Source organism: Chryseobacterium bernardetii (assembly GCF_003815975.1).
GTDB classification, from domain to species: domain Bacteria; phylum Bacteroidota; class Bacteroidia; order Flavobacteriales; family Weeksellaceae; genus Chryseobacterium; species Chryseobacterium bernardetii.
On record NZ_CP033932.1, the window covers coordinates 3,061,364 to 3,080,194 of the forward strand.

The window sequence follows — 18,831 nt, forward strand, 5'->3', positions numbered from 1 at the left end:
TATTTCATATTACACTTATCATCTTCAATCCTCGCTTTAACCTCTATAGGGCTATAGTTTTTCCTGTTCACCATCTTCATTTTAAAATTTCTGAAAAAATCAATTGACGGTCAACTCAAAAATGCCTAAATTTGTACGCTTTTAGAAAAATAAGAAATGCAATTATCAGAACAAGAAATCATTAGAAGAGAAAAGCTGAATAAGCTTACTGAAATGGGGATTAATGCGTTCCCTGCGGATGAGTATACAATTACAGATACTACAGAATCTATAAAACAGGACTTTTCTGAAAGTAAACAGGTGAAGATCGCTGGTAGATTAATGTCCCGCAGAATTCAGGGGAAAGCTTCTTTCGCAGAATTGCAGGATTCTAAAGGAAAAATCCAGGTTTATTTCAACAGGGATGAGATCTGTCCGGGTGAAGATAAAGAACTGTATAACGAAGTATACAAACACCTTTTGGATATTGGTGATATCATCGGTATTGAAGGAGAATTGTTTACTACTCAGGTAGGAGAGAAGACGGTTTTAGTGAAAAATTTTGTACTTCTTACTAAATCTCTTCGTCCACTTCCTCAACCAAGAACTGATGAAAATGGAGTTGTACACGACGGGTTCACCGATCCGGAATTAAGATACAGACAGCGTTATGTAGATTTAACGGTAAACCCACAGGTAAAAGAAATTTTCGTGAAGAGAACAAAACTGTTCAATGCCATGAGAACTTTCTTCAACGATGCTGGGTATTTTGAAGTGGAAACACCAATCCTGCAGTCGATTCCAGGGGGAGCAGCAGCAAAACCGTTTATCACGCACCACAATGCATTGGACATTCCATTATATTTAAGAATTGCCAACGAATTATATCTGAAAAGACTGATCGTAGGTGGTTTTGACGGAGTATATGAGTTCTCTAAAAACTTCAGAAACGAAGGAATGGACAGAACCCACAATCCGGAATTTACTGCAATGGAGATCTATGTAGCTTATAAAGACTACAACTGGATGATGGATTTCACAGAAAAGCTATTAGAATTCTGTGCTATTCAGGTAAACGGAACTACAAAGGCAACTTTCGGGGAGCATGAAGTAGATTTTAAAGCACCTTACCCAAGAGTTTCTATGACAGAAGCAATCCTGAAATTTACAGGTTTTGATATCACTGGAAAAACTGAACAGGAATTATACGATTTCGCAAAGTCTATCGGTATTGAAGTGAATGAAACTATGGGTAAAGGAAAACTGATTGATGAGATTTTCGGTGAAAAATGTGAAGGAAACTTCATTCAGCCGACTTTCATTACAGATTATCCGATTGAAATGTCTCCATTAACAAAGAAACACAGAAGCAAAGAAGGCTTAACAGAACGTTTTGAATTAATGGTGTGCGGTAAAGAAATCGCAAACGCGTATTCAGAGCTTAATGATCCTATTGACCAGAGAGAGCGTTTTGAAGCACAGATGGCTTTATCTGAAAGAGGTGATGATGAAGCAATGTTCATCGACCAGGACTTCCTGAGAGCATTGGAATACGGTATGCCGCCAACTTCAGGATTAGGAATCGGAATGGACAGATTGATCATGTTCTTAACCAATAATGCATCGATTCAGGAAGTATTATTCTTCCCTCAGATGAGACCGGAAAAAGCTGCTCCGCAGATTGAATTGGGAGAAGATGAAAAAGTAATCCTTGAAATCCTTAATTCTCAGGAAGAGCCGATGGCTTTGGCTGAAGTAAAACAAAGAAGCCAGCTGTCCGGTAAAAAATGGGATAAAGCTTCCAAAACTTTGACAAAGAACAATATTGTAAAAGTTGAGAAAATTGACGAAAATCTTTTGATGAAATTAGCTTAGGATTTCTCAGAAAATATAAATAAAAAAGGTACAGTGCTATGCTGTACCTTTTTCTTTTTTCCAGCAGTAATTCCTGAAAGTAATCCGGTAATTGTCCAGTGTTAGACTCAATAAAGAAATATGCTTTATTATCTAATATTTATGTTTTTGTTTTATTCTTGATATTATGTTTATTTATTGTTTTGTTTTTTTAAGATAAAACTATGTTTTGAATGCTTTTTGATAAAATAAATGTAATTTAAATTCTTTAAGATTGTTCTTTTTATTACATTTGATATGAAAATGAACATGTAGATGAATACAACACGAAAAAAAAATCCAGATAATTTTAAAAAAAATCAGGGTCTTTATGAACCTGAATTTGAATTTGATTCCTGCGGAGTTGGTTTTGTAGCGAATATTAAAGGAGTAAAAAGTTATAAGATTGTAAGTGATGCTATTACCATGCTGGAGAACATGGAGCATCGTGGCGCTACCGGATATGAAAGTAATACCGGGGATGGTGCAGGGATACAAATCCAGATCCCACATGAGCTTTTATATGATGAGGCATTAAACGTCGGAATAGATTTACCAGAATCTGGGTATTACGGTGTTGGAATGTTATTTTTTTCTCAGAATAATTTTATTCGGGAAGAATGTAAAGAGGTCATTGCACAGTCTGCAGACAAGTTACATCTTAAAATATTAGGATATCGGCCTGTTCCGGTGAGTAATATTGATCTTGGAGATTTGGCAAAGAGTGTAGAACCAGTGATGGAGATGCTTTTTATAGAGCGTCCTTTCGATGTAGATACTGAAAAAGATTTTGAGAGAAAGCTATTTATTTTTAAAAATTATATTTCTCATCAGATGACCAGTATTACAAATAATGATCCTATTGGGTTTTATGTAGCTTCCTTCTCCTGTAAAAAGCTTATTTATAAAGGTCAGTTGAGAAGTATTCAGGTTCGGAATTATTTTAAAGACCTTACCAATCCTAAAATTCGTTCTGCATTTGGAATGGTACACTCCCGTTTTGCCACCAATACTTCACCTACATGGAGCTTGGCACAGCCATTTAGATTTTTGGCGCATAATGGTGAAATCAACACCTTAGGGGGAAATCTTAATTGGTTAAGATCTTCTGAAAAGATGTTCCAAAGCCGATTTTTTACCCCTCAGGAAATGGATATGCTTCTCCCTTTAACAAAACCGGGACAGTCAGATTCTTCATATCTCGATAATATGGTAGAGCTGTTGTACCATTCGGGACGGTCGCTTCCTCATACAATGATGATGCTGATTCCTGAAGCATGGGATGGACATGAGCAGATGGAACATTACAAAAAAGATTTCTATGAGTTTCATGCCTGCCTGATGGAGCCCTGGGATGGGCCAGCTTCCATTTCCTTTACAGATGGCGATATGATAGGAGCTACGCTGGATAGAAACGGGCTTCGCCCCTCACGATATTGTATTACATCGGATGATTTGGTCATTATGGCATCCGAATCAGGAGCATTATCTGTAGATCCCCAAAAAATAATTAAGAGAGGACATCTTCAGCCGGGTAAAATGTTTCTTGTAGACATGAAAAAAGGAGCAATCATCAGTGATGATGAATTAAAAAAAGAAATATGTACCTCAAAACCCTACCGTGAATGGTTGGACAGTATGAGGATTAATATCACCGAATTACCCAACCCTAAAATCCGGTTCAATAAACTTCAGACAGAAGATATTTTTAAGTATCAGAAGGCATTCGGATATTCCAGAGAAGATCTGGATGGAGTGATTAAAGAAATGGCGTCTCACGGTAAAGAACCAATTGGGTCAATGGGGTTTGATGCTCCTTTAGCTGTATTGAGTGAGAAGCCACAGCACTTAAGCTCATATTTCAAACAGTTATTTGCCCAGGTAACCAATCCACCGATAGATCCGATAAGGGAAAAACTGGTGATGTCTTTGACTACAATTATAGGAGGAAATGGCAATCTTTTAGAAGAGGATAAAAACTTTGCACATTCTATCAGACTGGACAACCCTGTTATTAATAATAATCAGCTTGAAAAATTAAGAAGTGTTGATACAGGTAGATTTCAAGCCAAGACGATTTATACTTATTTTAATGCAAGAGGGAAAGAAGGTGAACTGAAAAAAGCGATCGACAGGATTTGCAGGTATGCGGTAGATGCAGTAGATGATGGGTTTGAAGTAATAATACTTTCGGATCGGTCACTGGATTCTCAGCATGCATCTATTCCTTCATTACTGGCATGTTCGGCGGTACACCATCATTTGATCAGAAAAGGTATCCGTAGAAAGATCGGTTTGGTAATGGAGGTAGGAGATGTTTGGGAGGTTCATCACTTTGCAACGTTATTAGGATTTGGAGCAACGGCAATTAATCCTTATCTGGCATTGGCAAGTATCAGACAAATGTTTGATGATGGAGAATTTGAAGAAGAGGATTTACCAAGGCTAAAAGATAATTATAAAAAGGCAGTAGGAGATGGGCTTTTAAAGATATTTTCTAAAATGGGAGTTTCCACTTTGCAATCTTATCATGGAGCACAAATTTTTGAAATTATAGGGTTGAATAAACTTGTGGTCAATACGTGCTTTACGGGAGCTGTTTCCAGAATTGAAGGTATTGGATTTGATGAAATTGCGAAGGAAGCTTTGATAAAACATCAGGATGCATTCAAGGAGGATATGGAAAACTCTTTACTGGATACAGGAGGTATTTACCGGTGGAGAAGTAATAATGAATATCATCAGTTTAATCCACAGTCCATTCACTTACTTCAACAGTCCGCTTGGAACAATGACTATGGTATTTTTAAAAAATATTCAAGACTTGTCAATCAGCAAATGGGTAAAGCATCTCTATTGAGGGGGTTACTGGAATTTAAAAATGACAGAGAGCCCATTTCGTTGGAAGAAGTTGAGCCCATAGAAAACATAATGAAACGTTTCGCAACAGGAGCAATGTCTTTTGGGTCTATTTCGTGGGAGGCACATACCACCTTGGCAATTGCAATGAATAGGATAGGGGCAAAAAGTAATACAGGAGAAGGAGGAGAGGATGAAGCTAGGTATACACCTGACAAGAATGGAGATAACCTGCGTTCTTCCATTAAACAGGTTGCTTCCGGAAGATTTGGGGTTACTGCCAGATACCTTGCGGAAGCAGATGAAATTCAAATAAAAATGGCTCAGGGTGCTAAGCCGGGAGAAGGCGGGCAATTATCGGGGGATAAAGTGGATTCATGGATTGGTAAAACGAGACACTCGACACCTGGCGTTGGACTGATTTCTCCACCGCCACATCATGATATTTATTCTATTGAAGATTTAGCCCAGCTTATCTTTGATTTAAAAAATGCTAATCGCCATGCCCGGTTATCGGTGAAGTTAGTTTCAAAAGCAGGAGTAGGAACTATAGCTTCGGGGGTTGCAAAGGCAAAAGCAGATCATATTCTGATTTCGGGATATGATGGAGGTACAGGTGCATCACCTTTAGGCTCAATCCGTCATACCGGTTTGCCTTGGGAGCTTGGATTGGCTGAAACCCATCAGACTTTGATTAAAAATAAACTGAGACAAAGAGTTACTCTGCAGGTTGATGGGCAGATGAAAACAGGACGCGATTTGGCTATAGCTACTTTGCTAGGGGCAGAAGAGTGGGGAATTGCTACTTCTGCGCTCATTGTTGAAGGCTGCATACTGATGAGGAAATGTCATTTGAATACTTGTCCTGTAGGAATTGCCACTCAAAAGGAAGAATTAAGAAAAAAATTCAAGGGAAAAGCTGAACACCTGGTGAATTATTTTAAATTTCTTGCGATGGAAGTTCGTGAGATTATGGCTAATTTAGGTTTCAGGACCATTGATGAAATGGTAGGGCAATCTCAATGTCTTGAAAGAAAAACAGATATTACCTTCTGGAAACATCAAAGGATAGACCTAAGCAGGATTCTTTATAAAATAGAAACCGATTTGCCGGTAATTAAATCTGAAGAACAGGATGTGGGGCTGGATCATTCTATTTCCTGGAAAATGGTTGAAGCGGCTCAATACGCCCTTCAAAATAATACATCGATGGAAGCCGAATTTGATATAAAAAATACGGATCGTACAGTTGGTACTATTCTTTCCCATGAATTAACCAAAATTTATAAGTCTGAGGGAATGAATGAGCATTCATTACTATTTAATTTTAAAGGAACCGCAGGGCAAAGCTTTGGAGCATTTTGTAATAAAGGGATTACTATGCGTCTGGAAGGAGACGCTAATGACTATTTAGGGAAAGGGCTTTCTGGTGCTCAGCTGATTATTTTTCCGCATAAAGAGGCTATTATCCGTGCCAATGAAAATAGTATTGTTGGAAATGTTGCTTTATATGGAGCCACTTCCGGAAAGGTATTTATCAGTGGCATAGCAGGAGAGCGTTTTGCCGTTCGGAATTCCGGAGCTACTGCAGTTGTGGAAGGAATTGGCGATCATGGATGTGAATATATGACTGGAGGGAAAGTTATTGTTCTGGGAGGAGTCGGAAGAAATTTTGGCGCAGGAATGAGCGGAGGTATTGCTTATGTATGGGATGTAAATAAAACCTTAGAATATCATTTTAATCCTGATATGGCGGATCTGGAATCTATTACAGAGGATGATAAAGAATCGATCTTTAATCTGATCAGGGAACATTTTGAAAATACAGGAAGCACATTGGCAGAATATATAATAAGTGATTGGGATAACAGCTGTAAACATTTTACGAAAGTGTATCCGAGAGAATATAAGAAAGTGATTGAAAACCAGATAAATAATATTACGTAATGGGGAAGATAGATGGATTTTTATTATATGAGAGGGAACTTCCTTCTAAACTGGATGTTGAAAAGAGACTTAAGGATTATAAAGAATTTATTCAGAAGCCTTCTGATCAGCAGTTGAATTGTCAATCGGCAAGATGTATGGATTGCGGAGTTCCGTTTTGCCAGAGTGGTTGCCCGCTGGGAAATCTCATTCCTGAGTTTAATGAAGCCGTATATAAAAAACAATGGCAAAAAGCATATCAGATTTTAATATCTACCAATAATTTTCCTGAGTTTACCGGAAGAATTTGTCCTGCTCCCTGCGAAAGTGCATGTGTTTTGGGAATTAACGATAAGGCCGTTACCATTGAGGAAATAGAAAAGAATATTATAGAAATAGCTTTCGAGAAAGGTTTTGCCAAGCCAAGACTTCCCAAGCTGAAAACAGATAAAAAGGTTGCGGTAGTAGGTTCCGGACCTGCCGGGTTGGCGGCAGCATATCAATTGAATCAGATGGGATATACTATTACAGTTTTTGAAAGAGATCCTGAAATAGGAGGATTATTAAGGTTTGGAATACCGGATTTTAAATTGGATAAAAATATTGTAGAACGCAGAGTTCAATGGATGAAGGAAGAAGGAGTTGAATTTTGTACTGGAATTAACGTAGGTGTAAATTATGCTGTAGAAGAATTGAACCGCAATTTTGATGCAATTGTATTAGCAACAGGAAGTACTGTTCCCAAAGATCTGGTCATTCCCAACCGGGATGCAAAAGGTATTTATTTCGCTATGGATTTTCTTAAACAAAGTAATAAAAAAGTAAGCGGGATTCCTTTTGAAGAAGAAGAAATTAATACGAAAGGAAAAAAAGTAGTGGTCATAGGAGGTGGAGATACAGGGTCCGATTGTATAGGAACTTCTAACCGCCAGGGAGCAGAAATTGTATATCAGATTTATTATAAACCTATGCAACCAACAGAACGGGATGAAACGATGCCATGGCCCACTTATCCTGCTCTACTGCAGATTACTTCCTCCCATGAGGAGGGGTGTGATCGTATGTGGTCTGTGAATTCAAAAGAATTTGTGAAAGATGAAAATGGAAACCTAAAGGGAATTCGCCTGGTGGAAGCAGAATGGACTAAAGATTCTGATGAAGGAAAATGGAACTTATATACTGAAAAACCAGCATCTGAATTTGTACTCGAATGTGATATTATTTTTATTGCCTTAGGATATACGCATGTTGAGCATAAAGGGCTGGTGGAAGCATTAGATATTCACCTGGATCCAAAAGGAAACTTAATCGGAAATAATAAAGAATATAAAACCAATCAGGATAAAATTTTCACCTGTGGTGATGCCCGAAAAGGACAAAGCCTTGTAGTATGGGCTATTGCGGAAGGCAGACAATGCGCAGAGAAAATTGATGAATTTTTTAAAAATAAATCATGAAATAATCTGACTCCTGATTATGTTATTCAAGAAAATTAGATGGGCAGCTGAAAGTAGTATGTAGGTAATTTTATACAGCTTCGAGCCTTTAGTCCCGAATTTATTTTCTTCAATGACCAAATGAGGCACCAGACAAAATTCATAAAGAAATAAAAATAGAAGGTACAGAGTTATTCTGTACTTTTTTCTTTTTTCCATTTCCGGAGTTGTATTCTAAAATTTTTAAAAGGAGCAACTGTGTTGATATGTATCCATTTCCATACGGGCCATTTAGCGGGCGTTGTTGCCCATTTCCTTTGTTTAGGTTCAAACAGGATTTTATCATCAAGGTCTTCAATCCATTTTATAATTTCATCGACTTGCTTTTGTAAGAGACCTCTTTGTTCTGCCAGACTATAGGAGCTATATTGCTCATAGAAAGACTGATATAATCCTTTTAAATTATTCCATTTATATTCAGGGGTAGGTGTTTTTACTTCCTTTCCTTTCTTTTCATCAGCTTCCCACTGTAGGAGCAGTTGGGTCCAGCCAATCTGATAGGATATATTTTGGGATGGTGTTTTGTCAACCCCTACTTTTAGCCAATCTTTTTCATTTTCTTTAATATCATCGAATTCCTTGTTGTAGAGAAGGAACCTTTTTTTAATTTCTTCAATAAGTTCAGTTTTGTCTTTATAACCTTTCATAGTGTTATTTTCTAAGCTTACTGAAAGAAGCCATCAAATAAAATAAAAAAGGCAGAATAAATAAAGATCCCAGCATCAATGCCCAGCCTAATGCAGCAATAGTTTTAGGCGGTGCCATATGCTCTAACAATGAAAGATGCTGTCCGTTACCTAACAGTATAATATCCGGGTTATGCTGATAAGTAGCGGCCACAAGAATCATCACCATCTGAAAGCCTGCAAGAGCTCTCACTGGAAGTAATTTTTGGGTATTCAGTGCTCTTAAAATAAGCAGTAAAGCAACCGTAGCAAAAGCAATAGCCATAATTCCCAAAGGCTTTGAAAATACCCACATCAAAAGAGGAATATCTGAAAGGTAAGCAGTGGCAAATACCAGAATTCCTGTAATCACAACAAATATCATTGTTTGTTTTGATTTTCTTATCATTAATAGCAATTCTTCTTTCCCACGGGTTTCTCTTAATGAAAAAATAGACGCAAGATAAGCACACAACGCTACAGTAAAAAGTCCTACAGACACTCCAAACCAGTTAAGCCAGCTGTAAACATACAGATCAAGAAAACCTGTTGCATCAGGATTAATAGAGTGGGAAACCGTTGCAGCTGCAATTAACCCCAAAAAGAAGGGAGTCAAAAGGCTCGCATAATAAAATATCTGCGTATATAAAACCTGCCAATTGTCTTTCACAGCATCATAATGCCTGAACGTAAAAGCTGTTCCTCTTGCAATAATTCCTAAAAGCATTAAGACTAAAGGAATATGAAGATAAGTAGACATAGTGGTATAAATCTCCGGAAAGCCAACAAAAAGGATAACGATGGCAATAATCAGCCACATGTGATTGGCTTCCCAAACAGGAGCAATAGATTCATACATAATCTCATGGGTTTTATGGCGGGCTTTTTTATTGGTGAACATTTCTACAATACCTGCTCCAAAGTCAGCTCCCCCCAGAATAATATAAAGACAGATGGAAAGCCAGAGAAAACCTATAACAATGTAGATCATGATTTTTTATTTTTATCGTTAAACTGTGGGTCTGTTGGGTCATAAAGTTTCGGAACCATTTGTACCTGTCTTCTTAAAAGGAATACAAGGATTAATGATAATGATATAAAGATGGCAGTGAAGAAGTAGAAAGAATATTGTATTCCCGGCATTGGGGTTACCGCATCTATTGTTTTCATCACTCCATAAATAATCCATGGCTGTCTTCCTACTTCAGTAACAGTCCATCCTGCTTCCAAAGCAATATATCCGAAAGGAGTGGCGATAAGGAATGTTTTTAATAACCAGTTTTTAATCAGCCATTCCTTTTTAAAGAAGAATGCATAAAGGTATACCGCTCCAATGCAGATCATTATCACTCCAAAGAATATCATGATCTGAAAGGCATAGTGGGTAACCGCTATCGGAGGCCATTCATCTTTTGGAAAGTCTTTAAGTCCTTTTACTTCAGCATTAAAGTCGTTGCTTACAAGAAAACTTAACACCTTTGGTATTTTAATGGCATATTTTATTTCTTCATTTTTCTCATCTGGGATTCCACCAATTACAAATGAGGCTCCTTTTTCTGTTTCAAAGTGGGCTTCCATAGCTGCTAATTTAATAGGCTGTCTTTCTGCAACAGATTTTGCTGCTACATCCCCGCTTAAAGGTGCTCCAAATGCTCCAATTAAGGCAAAACCTACCGCAATCCTGAACGCTTTGGTATGAAACTCCACATTCTTTCTCCGCATAATTAAAAAAGCATGCACTCCGGCTACCGCAAATCCTGTTGCGCAAAACGCTGCAACCGTCATGTGAAGCGCCTGTGGAAACCAGGCATCATTGAACATCGCTTTAATAGGGTCTATATTAAGATATTGTCCGTTAATATAATCAAAACCGGTAGGAGAATTCATCCAGGAGTTGGCAGCTACCACCAGGATCCCTGATGCCAGTCCGCTTACACCTACAAGAAAACCGCAGAACCAGTGAAACCACTTATTGAACTTATCCCATCCATACAAAAAGAAGCCGATAGCGATGGCTTCAATAAAAAAGGCAGTGCCTTCCAGTGAGAATGGCATTCCAAAGATAGGACCTGCATGTTTCATAAATCCGGGCCATAAAAGTCCCAGCTCAAAGGAAAGCATCGTTCCTGAAACAGCACCGGTAGCAAATAGGATCGCAACCCCTTTACTCCATGCTTTGGTAAGACCTTTATACACTTCATTATTGGTTTTTAGATACTTCCAATGGGCAAAAGCCATTAAGAAAGGCATTACCATTCCCACACAGGAGAATATGATATGGAAGCCCAAAGAGAGCGCCATCTGGGCACGGGCAGCTATAAAATCATCCATAATATCAACTTTTCAGTAAATAAATTTACGCATAAATTATTGATGTTGAGTATGATTTAAAACAGTTATTATTTCAACAATACCCTTTAATTTTGAATCTTTTATAAGTTTGCTGTTCCTTATACTATTTCTAAGAAAACTCTACATTTTTTTGACACTTTTTAACTTTCGTACCTCGAAAAAAATCACGATATTTGTGAGTCTTTGCATATAGCAGAATTTTTAATATTTAATATGAGTCAAAAACAATATACAGCTAGTAGTATTCAGGCATTGGAAGGAATGGAGCACGTACGTATGCGTCCTTCAATGTACATTGGTGATGTGGGAGTTAGAGGTCTCCATCATTTGGTTTATGAAGTAGTAGATAACTCTATCGACGAAGCGTTGGCAGGATTCTGTGACACGATCTTTGTTGCGATTAAAGAAGGAAATGGAATAGAGGTTAGTGATAACGGTAGAGGTATTCCGGTTGATTTCCACGAAAAAGAACAAAAATCTGCTCTTGAAGTTGTAATGACGAAAATTGGAGCCGGAGGTAAGTTTGATAAAGATTCTTACAAAGTTTCAGGAGGTCTTCACGGAGTTGGGGTATCATGTGTGAACGCCCTTTCTAATGAAATGATCACTACTGTTTACAGAGACGGGAACGTTTACCAACAGATATATTCAAAAGGAAAAGCTCAAACTGGTGTTGAAGAAATCGGGCATAGTGAAAAAAGAGGAACAAAGCAGTTTTTCCAGCCGGATGATACTATTTTTACAGAATTAGTTTACAACTACGATACTTTAGCAAATCGTTTAAGAGAGCTTTCTTATCTTAATAAAGGTATTACCATTACCCTTACAGACGAAAGAGAGAAACTGGAAGATGGTTCTTTCAGATCAGAAGTTTTCCATTCTGAGGGAGGATTAAAAGAGTTTGTTGCTTACATAGATGGAAACCGTGAATCTATTATGGAACATGTAATTTTCATGGAAGGAGAGAGGGATAATATTCCGGTAGAAGTAGCAATGCGTTACAACACTTCTTTCAATGAGAATCTTCACTCATATGTAAATAACATCAACACTCATGAAGGGGGAACTCACTTAGCCGGTTTTAGACGTGCCTTAACAAGAACCCTTAAGAAATATGCTGATGATTTAGGAATTCCTCAAAAAGAAAAAGTAGAGATTACAGGGGATGACTTCCGTGAAGGATTAACAGCCGTAGTTTCTGTAAAAGTAATGGAACCTCAGTTTGAAGGACAGACCAAAACAAAACTTGGAAACTCTGAAGTTTCCGGGGCTGTAGATAAAATTGTAGGGGAAATGTTAACCAATTTCCTTGAAGAAAATCCGAACGAAGCAAAACAAATTGTTCAGAAAGTTGTTTTAGCCGCGAAAGCAAGACAAGCCGCTAAAAAAGCCCGTGAAATGGTTCAGAGAAAATCTCCTATGGGAGGTTCAGGGCTTCCGGGAAAACTATCCGACTGTTCATCCAAAGATCCGGCAGAATCTGAAATCTTCCTTGTGGAGGGAGATTCCGCGGGTGGAACAGCGAAACAGGGACGTGACAGACATTTCCAGGCGATTCTTCCGTTAAGAGGTAAAATTTTGAACGTAGAAAAGTCTATGCTTCATAAAGTATATGATAACGAAGAGATTAGAAATATCTATACAGCCCTTGGAGTTTCCGTAGGAACAGAAGAAGATAGCAAAGCATTGAACATGGCTAAGCTAAGATATCATAAAATCGTTATCATGACCGATGCCGATATTGATGGATCCCACATTTCTACCTTGATCCTTACTTTCTTCTTCAGATATATGAAGGAACTTATAGAGAACGGATATATTTATATTGCTCAGCCTCCTTTATATCTGCTAAAAAAAGGAAACAAAAAAGTATATGCTTACAATGAGAAAGAGCGTGAAGAGTTTACTCTGGAAATGTCTCCGGATGGAAAAGGAGTAGAGGTACAACGTTATAAAGGTCTTGGAGAAATGAACCCGGAGCAGCTTTGGGAAACAACTCTTAATCCGGAACACAGAATTCTGAAACAGGTGACTATTGATAATGCAGTAGAAGCAGACAGTGTTTTCTCAATGCTGATGGGAGATGAAGTTCCACCAAGAAGAGAATTTATTGAGAAAAATGCAAAATATGCAAAAATTGATGCATAAACCTTTTTAAAATATTAAAAAAAGCTTCTAATTATTTAGAAGCTTTTTTTATATTTGGACAAACCAAAAAATAATAATATGTTAACTCTTTTACAAACAGACCCCTACAATGGGGTAGACGCGGTTTCCGGTGCAGCCGCTGCAGGACTTGGGATTGGCTCAATGTTTATGAGCTTATTGTTGTATCTGTTCTATGGATACTGTATGTTCAAAATCTTTAAAAAGGCAGGCAGAGAAGATGCATGGGCAGCTTTCATTCCTATCTATAATGCTGTTGTCATGCTGGATATTGTGAAAAAACCAATTTGGTGGATCATTTTATTCTTAATACCATTCGTAAACCTTTATGCAGCGTGGGTAGTTAATGACCGGTTAGCTAAAGGCTTTGCAAAAGAAACCCCTCTTTATACAATCTTACTGTTTTTCCTAGGGTTTATTTTTATTCCTGTGTTAGGGCTTGGAAGTGATACTTATGACAGTAAAAGAATTCCCAATGACTAAAGAAACATGATAAAGAATAAAGACTTCAGAAATGAAGTCTTTTTTTTGGCAGATTTTGGTTTTTAGAATTATATGATTTCCGTTATATACAGCTTTTTTATTTCATCAGTTTGAGAAAATTATAAGTTGCAATGCTTTGTAAATCATGTTTTTATAAGCGCTGTTTTTTTATTTTAATTTTTTAATATTTATTTTTTTAACAGTTATTAAGATTTTATTATTTTTGTCTAATTTTAATAACCATGATGAAAATATTATTTCTTGGGGCCCTGTCTACTGCCTCAATGTATTTTGCCCAAATCTATCCGGTATCTTCAATTCCTGAAAACTTAAAGAAAAATGCTAATGTTGTGGTCAGAAAAGACCTTACAACAGTTCAGATTAATAAAATTGATGAAATAAGATATCAATACAATACGGTAACCACCGTTTTAAATAAAGATGGTGATGAAAAGGCTGTTGTTTATATTCCTTATGATAAATCAAGAAGTATTTCTGATGTAAAGGTTACTGTGTATGATGAATCCGGAAAGAAAGTAAAAAGTTATTCCAAATCTGATTTTAGTGATTTTGCCAATAACAGACAGGGCGTATTTTATTCCGATAACAGGGTAATGGTATTTTCATATACACCTGTTCAATATCCGTATACTATCGATTTTTCTTATCAATCTCAAGATAAAAATACTGTTTTTATTCCTGATTTTGTTCCGTTTTATTCTACCAATACGTCTTTGGAAGATGCGCAGATGAAGATCATTAATACCTCTGGAATTGATCTTCGTTCCAAAGTTTACCCCTCAAAGTATAATTATGCTTCAGTAGTTGAGAGCAGTAATGGGAATGAAAAAAATTATTCTTACAAAAATGTACCGGCAATTGATGATGCGGTACTTATTCCGGAGCCTGTTAAAATATTGCCTAGTGTAAGTTTTGCACTTGCTAAATTCAATCTGGCAGGCAAGCAGGGCACATTAAATAACTGGGCAGATTTTGGAACCTGGTACTATAACAATCTTATTGATCCGGTAGCGGTATCAACTCCTGCAATTAAAGCTGAAATTGCCGCTTTACAACTCCAGGGTTCTGTAGAAGACAAGGTAAGAAAGATTTATCAGTATATGCAGACCAAAACCAGATATATATATGTAGGATTGGGAATTGGAGGTTGGCTTCCTATGATGCCGGATGAGGTTCATAAGAAGGGATATGGAGACTGTAAAGGTCTTACCAATTATATGAAAACCTTACTGGATGAAGCTGGAATTCCTTCTTATTATTGTGTAATTAACTCAGGTCTTTCACAGGTGTCCTTTGATCCGGATTTTCCTAAAATGGGCGGTAATCACGCAATTCTGATGGTTCCTACAGAAAATGGAAATATCTGGCTTGAAAATACCTCACAACAGACAGCATTTAACCATTTAGGATTTAGTACTACCGATAGAAATGTGCTTTCTATAAGGAAAAATGGAATAGAATTGATTAATACTCCGGTATATTCAGCAGATCAGAATAAAGAAAAACAAAAACTGAAAATAAAGATAGGAGAGGATAACAGTATTACAGGAGAAGGTAATTTTTTCTACACTGGAAATCAATATGACTACAATTTAGGCTTTGTAAGCCTTAGTCCAAAAGAAAAGAATGACGCTCTAAAAAAAAGATTTGATGTCTTAAACTTTGAGAAAGTCGAAATGAAAAATTTTGTCAACGATAAAGACAAAGCTGTTATTACTTACGATATAGATTTTAAAACCAACAATTATTGTAAGAATGCGGGGAGCAGCCTTATTTTCAGAGCTGTTCCTATTTTCTCTGATAATGTTTATAAATCAGACGAGAGCCGTGAACTTCCTTTTGAAATCAGACAGTCATTTGAAGATGAATATGAGATCAGTTTTATAATTCCTAAGGGTTATAAAACCGATGAAACACCTAATGATATCACTATTAATTCTGAATTTGGAAATTATAAACTGAGTTTTGTGAAAAATGGGGAAGAGATAAAGGTGAGCAGAAAAATTCAGGTTAATAAAGGAACTTACCCTAAGGAGAAATACAACGATTATGTAGGATTCAGAAAAAAAATACTCAATATGGATAACTCAAAAATTTTAATTACAAAAATATAAGATGAAAAAAATAGTATTAATACTGATATGTTCAGTCAATGTAATGGTGGTTAAAGCTCAGAAACATGAGTTTTTGAACCCACCTAAATTTTCTGATGCAGATCTTTCCAAACCAAAGTCATTATTAGATGAAAACGCACCTGCTGAGATTCTGTATAAATCTGTGCATTTTATGGTTGATAATTCTACAGGAAATCTGAATAAAAAATATTTTTATAGGATTAAAATCTATGATAAGGATAAAGCTGAAGACTGGCTGAACTTGGAAGTGCCCCTTTATCAGTATGGAACCAATAAAGAAACGTTAGGAAAATTCAAAGCCTTTACCTACAATCTTGAAAACGGAGCTGCTGTTCCTGTAAAAGTTGAGAAGAGTTCGCAGTATAAAAGTAAGGAAAGTAAATATGTAAACGTAACGAAGTTTGCTTTTCCTAATGTGAAAAATGGCTCTGTACTTGAATATCAGTATGAAATTGTATCTCCATTTTTATACAACATTCCGGAGTTTTTAATTGAGTCAGATACACCTTCTCTTTATACAGAATATGTTTTGGATACCCCTATCAACATCTCATATAATATTAATTATACAGGAGCTTTGGCTCCAAAACATAGATTTGTGGAAGAGCAGACTTTGTATGGTTCTCAATACAAAACATATAGATTTGGATTTGAAAATATAAAAGGTTTCAAAACAGAAAAATTTGTAAGAAATGATAGGAATTATAGAACAAAAGTAAGTGCAGAGCTTCATTCTACCAATTTTAAAGAATTAAAGCTTTATTCGTCTTCTTGGGATCAGATCGGTAAAAGACTTTATGAAAGTGATGATTTTGGCGAAGAATTAAAGAAAACCAGATTGGCCAAAGACAATATGCCGGAAAATATATTGCAGATGAAAACCGATCTTGAAAAAGCGAATGCTTTATTTGATTATGTTCAAAAAACGTTTACTTGGAGTAAAGACAAAGGGATTTATACAGATAATGGAATCAAAAAAATGCTGGATACTAAAGTGGGTAATGCTGCAGAAATTAATCTGTATTTGGTTATGCTTCTGAGGGAAGCAGGGATTAAAGCAGATCCGGTGGTGATTTCAACTGTAGAAAATGGACTGATTAATCTGGTTTCACCTAATGTTTCCAATATGAATTTTGTACTGGCGTCAGTAAATATTAATGGAATTTATCATATTTATGATGCAACTTCCAAGCAATCCTCCATTGATGAATTACCTTTAAGAAACTGGAATCAGTATGCAGTTTTGGTAACCAAGACTAAAGCAGTACAGATCCAGATGGAAAATATGAAGGTAAGCAGTACATTTCTGACGGTTGATGCCAAGCTAAATGATGATGGAAGTATTTCCGGATCTTATTCAGATAAAGATACAGGAGCGTTTGCAATGTATGTAAAAGATAGCTACGATGAAAACCCTGAAAAATATAAGAAGCAATATAAAGATAACTTCTCTATAGATTTTACAGGAATTGACTCCAAGGTACTTGATAATGGTGAGTTTGAAAGTACAATGAAATTTTCATCATCTAATTTAATAGACAGGGTAGGAAAGAAACTGATCATCAATCCGATGTTATTTTTAAGCAAAACTTCTAATGAATTTGACCAGGTTGATGCCCGAAAATATCCTATTGATTTCGGAGCACCTACTACAAAAGTAAAAAAAGTAATCCTGGAAATTCCAGAAGGATATGTGATTGAAGAAATGCCTAAGAGTAAAAAGATTGTTACGGAAGATAAAGAGATTTCATACAGTTACAATATTGAGCAAAAAGGAAATAAACTGGAAGTAACTTCTACTACAAAAGTTTCAAGTGCTGATTATCCCAAAGAATATTATCCGGCATTCAAACAAATTTGGGAAGTAGCATCTAAACAAGAAAATCAGGTTATCAGCTTAGTAAAGAAATAATGGAAGGCTGTTTATAGTTTCAATTTCATTTTTTTTGAATAAATTTTTAAAACCATTCATTTTTTGAATGGTTTTTGTATTGACTACCCAAAATTAGAATTATGAAAAATACGATAACTATTATTGCACTTTCTTCGTTCTTTGTTTTTACTGCCTGTAAAAAAAATGAAACAGCAGCAACATCAATAGAGAAAACAGAAAATAAAAAGTCCGAAGAATTTGTAGTAGATTCTGTAATAGTAAAAGATTCTACAAAAATTACTGACTCGCTGAAGCTTACTTATACCTCCAAACTACTGGTATTCCCAACAATAAAAGATAAAAAACTTTTAGATAGTATCTACTTCCAGAATGATAAAATAAAAGATTTTTCCAAGGCTGGTTTGCAGGCTTATCTGGAAAATGAAAAAAATAATTACTTCAATTCTGTAAAAAAGGACAGCAAGGATTGGGCTTCAGATATCACTTATGCTCAGGACTGGTATTCAAGTTCTCATATGAATCTTGTGTCCAATAGTAATGGCTACATGCATATTCAGTACACCGGAAGCGGCTATGAAGGCGGAGCACATGATAATTATGGTTTTTCGGAAAGAATTTTTGATCTTAAAAATAATAAGAAATTAGAATTAAAAGATATTACTTCCACTCCAAAAGCAAAACTTGAAGCGATGCTGATGAAGAACATTGATAATATTAACAGTGGTACGATGGATGGTGACGGAAGTGTAAAAAACTCAGAAATGTTATTGGTGGAAAAGATTCCAGCTTCAAACAACTTCTATTTTGATGACAAAAATCTGTATTTCCACTATAGTCCATATGAAATTGCCGCATTTGCAGCAGGAGATATCACCATTCCAATTTCATGGGAGGAGCTGAAGGGTACATTAAATCCGGAATTTAAAGAAAGAATGAAAATTAAATAGCTTAATGCTTCCGGG

At 36.3% G+C, this 18,831-nt stretch carries 11 protein-coding genes; 8 read left to right on the top strand and 3 right to left on the bottom strand.

What is annotated here, in order from left to right:
* Positions 1–156: 156 nt before the first annotated feature.
* The 3 genes from lysS (at position 157) to EG339_RS14070 (ending at position 8,114) form a co-directional block, all read left to right on the top strand.
* Positions 157–1,854, top strand: coding sequence for a lysine--tRNA ligase (gene lysS, locus EG339_RS14060; RefSeq protein WP_123870609.1), 1,698 nt, complete (start codon positions 157–159; stop codon positions 1,852–1,854).
* A gap of 294 nt (positions 1,855–2,148) precedes the next feature.
* A complete protein-coding gene (gene gltB, locus EG339_RS14065) occupies positions 2,149–6,678 on the top strand; it encodes a glutamate synthase large subunit (protein ID WP_123870610.1) in 4,530 nt (1,509 codons plus the stop codon).
* On the top strand, positions 6,678–8,114 hold the full coding sequence (locus EG339_RS14070) for a glutamate synthase subunit beta (RefSeq protein WP_123870611.1): 1,437 nt from the start codon (positions 6,678–6,680) through the stop codon (positions 8,112–8,114). Before gltB ends, EG339_RS14070 begins: the two co-directional genes overlap by 1 nt.
* A 170-nt stretch (positions 8,115–8,284) precedes the next feature.
* Here EG339_RS14070 and EG339_RS14075 read toward each other — a convergent pair whose 3' ends face one another.
* Genes EG339_RS14075 through EG339_RS14085 form a run of 3 tightly spaced genes read right to left on the bottom strand, consistent with a single transcriptional unit; the run spans position 8,285 to position 11,149 of the window.
* A complete protein-coding gene (locus EG339_RS14075) occupies positions 8,285–8,800 on the bottom strand; it encodes a ClbS/DfsB family four-helix bundle protein (protein ID WP_123870612.1) in 516 nt (171 codons plus the stop codon).
* A gap of 4 nt (positions 8,801–8,804) precedes the next feature.
* Positions 8,805–9,809, bottom strand: a complete 1,005-nt coding sequence (locus EG339_RS14080) for a cytochrome d ubiquinol oxidase subunit II (protein WP_123870613.1) — start codon at positions 9,807–9,809, stop codon at positions 8,805–8,807.
* Positions 9,806–11,149 (bottom strand): cytochrome ubiquinol oxidase subunit I, encoded by a 1,344-nt coding sequence (locus tag EG339_RS14085; protein ID WP_123870614.1) that lies wholly within the window; start codon positions 11,147–11,149, stop codon positions 9,806–9,808. Before EG339_RS14085 ends, EG339_RS14080 begins: the two co-directional genes overlap by 4 nt.
* Before the next feature lie 234 nt (positions 11,150–11,383).
* Between EG339_RS14085 and gyrB the strand changes: the two genes are divergently transcribed.
* The 5 genes from gyrB (at position 11,384) to EG339_RS14110 (ending at position 18,816) form a co-directional block, all read left to right on the top strand.
* Complete coding sequence (gyrB, locus tag EG339_RS14090; protein ID WP_123870615.1) at positions 11,384–13,318, top strand: DNA topoisomerase (ATP-hydrolyzing) subunit B; 1,935 nt, start codon at positions 11,384–11,386, stop codon at positions 13,316–13,318.
* Positions 13,319–13,396: 78 nt separating this feature from the next.
* Positions 13,397–13,819, top strand: a complete 423-nt coding sequence (locus tag EG339_RS14095; protein WP_123870616.1) for a DUF5684 domain-containing protein — start codon at positions 13,397–13,399, stop codon at positions 13,817–13,819.
* Positions 13,820–14,061: 242 nt separating this feature from the next.
* Positions 14,062–15,954 carry a DUF3857 domain-containing transglutaminase family protein gene (locus EG339_RS14100; protein ID WP_123870617.1) on the top strand — a complete coding sequence of 631 codons (1,893 nt, stop codon included), beginning with the start codon at positions 14,062–14,064 and terminating at the stop codon, positions 15,952–15,954.
* Position 15,955: 1 nt separating this feature from the next.
* Complete coding sequence (locus EG339_RS14105; RefSeq protein ID WP_123870618.1) at positions 15,956–17,887, top strand: transglutaminase-like domain-containing protein; 1,932 nt, start codon at positions 15,956–15,958, stop codon at positions 17,885–17,887.
* A gap of 101 nt (positions 17,888–17,988) precedes the next feature.
* Positions 17,989–18,816, top strand: coding sequence for an RsiV family protein (locus EG339_RS14110; RefSeq protein WP_123870619.1), 828 nt, complete (start codon positions 17,989–17,991; stop codon positions 18,814–18,816).
* Positions 18,817–18,831 lie beyond the last annotated feature (15 nt).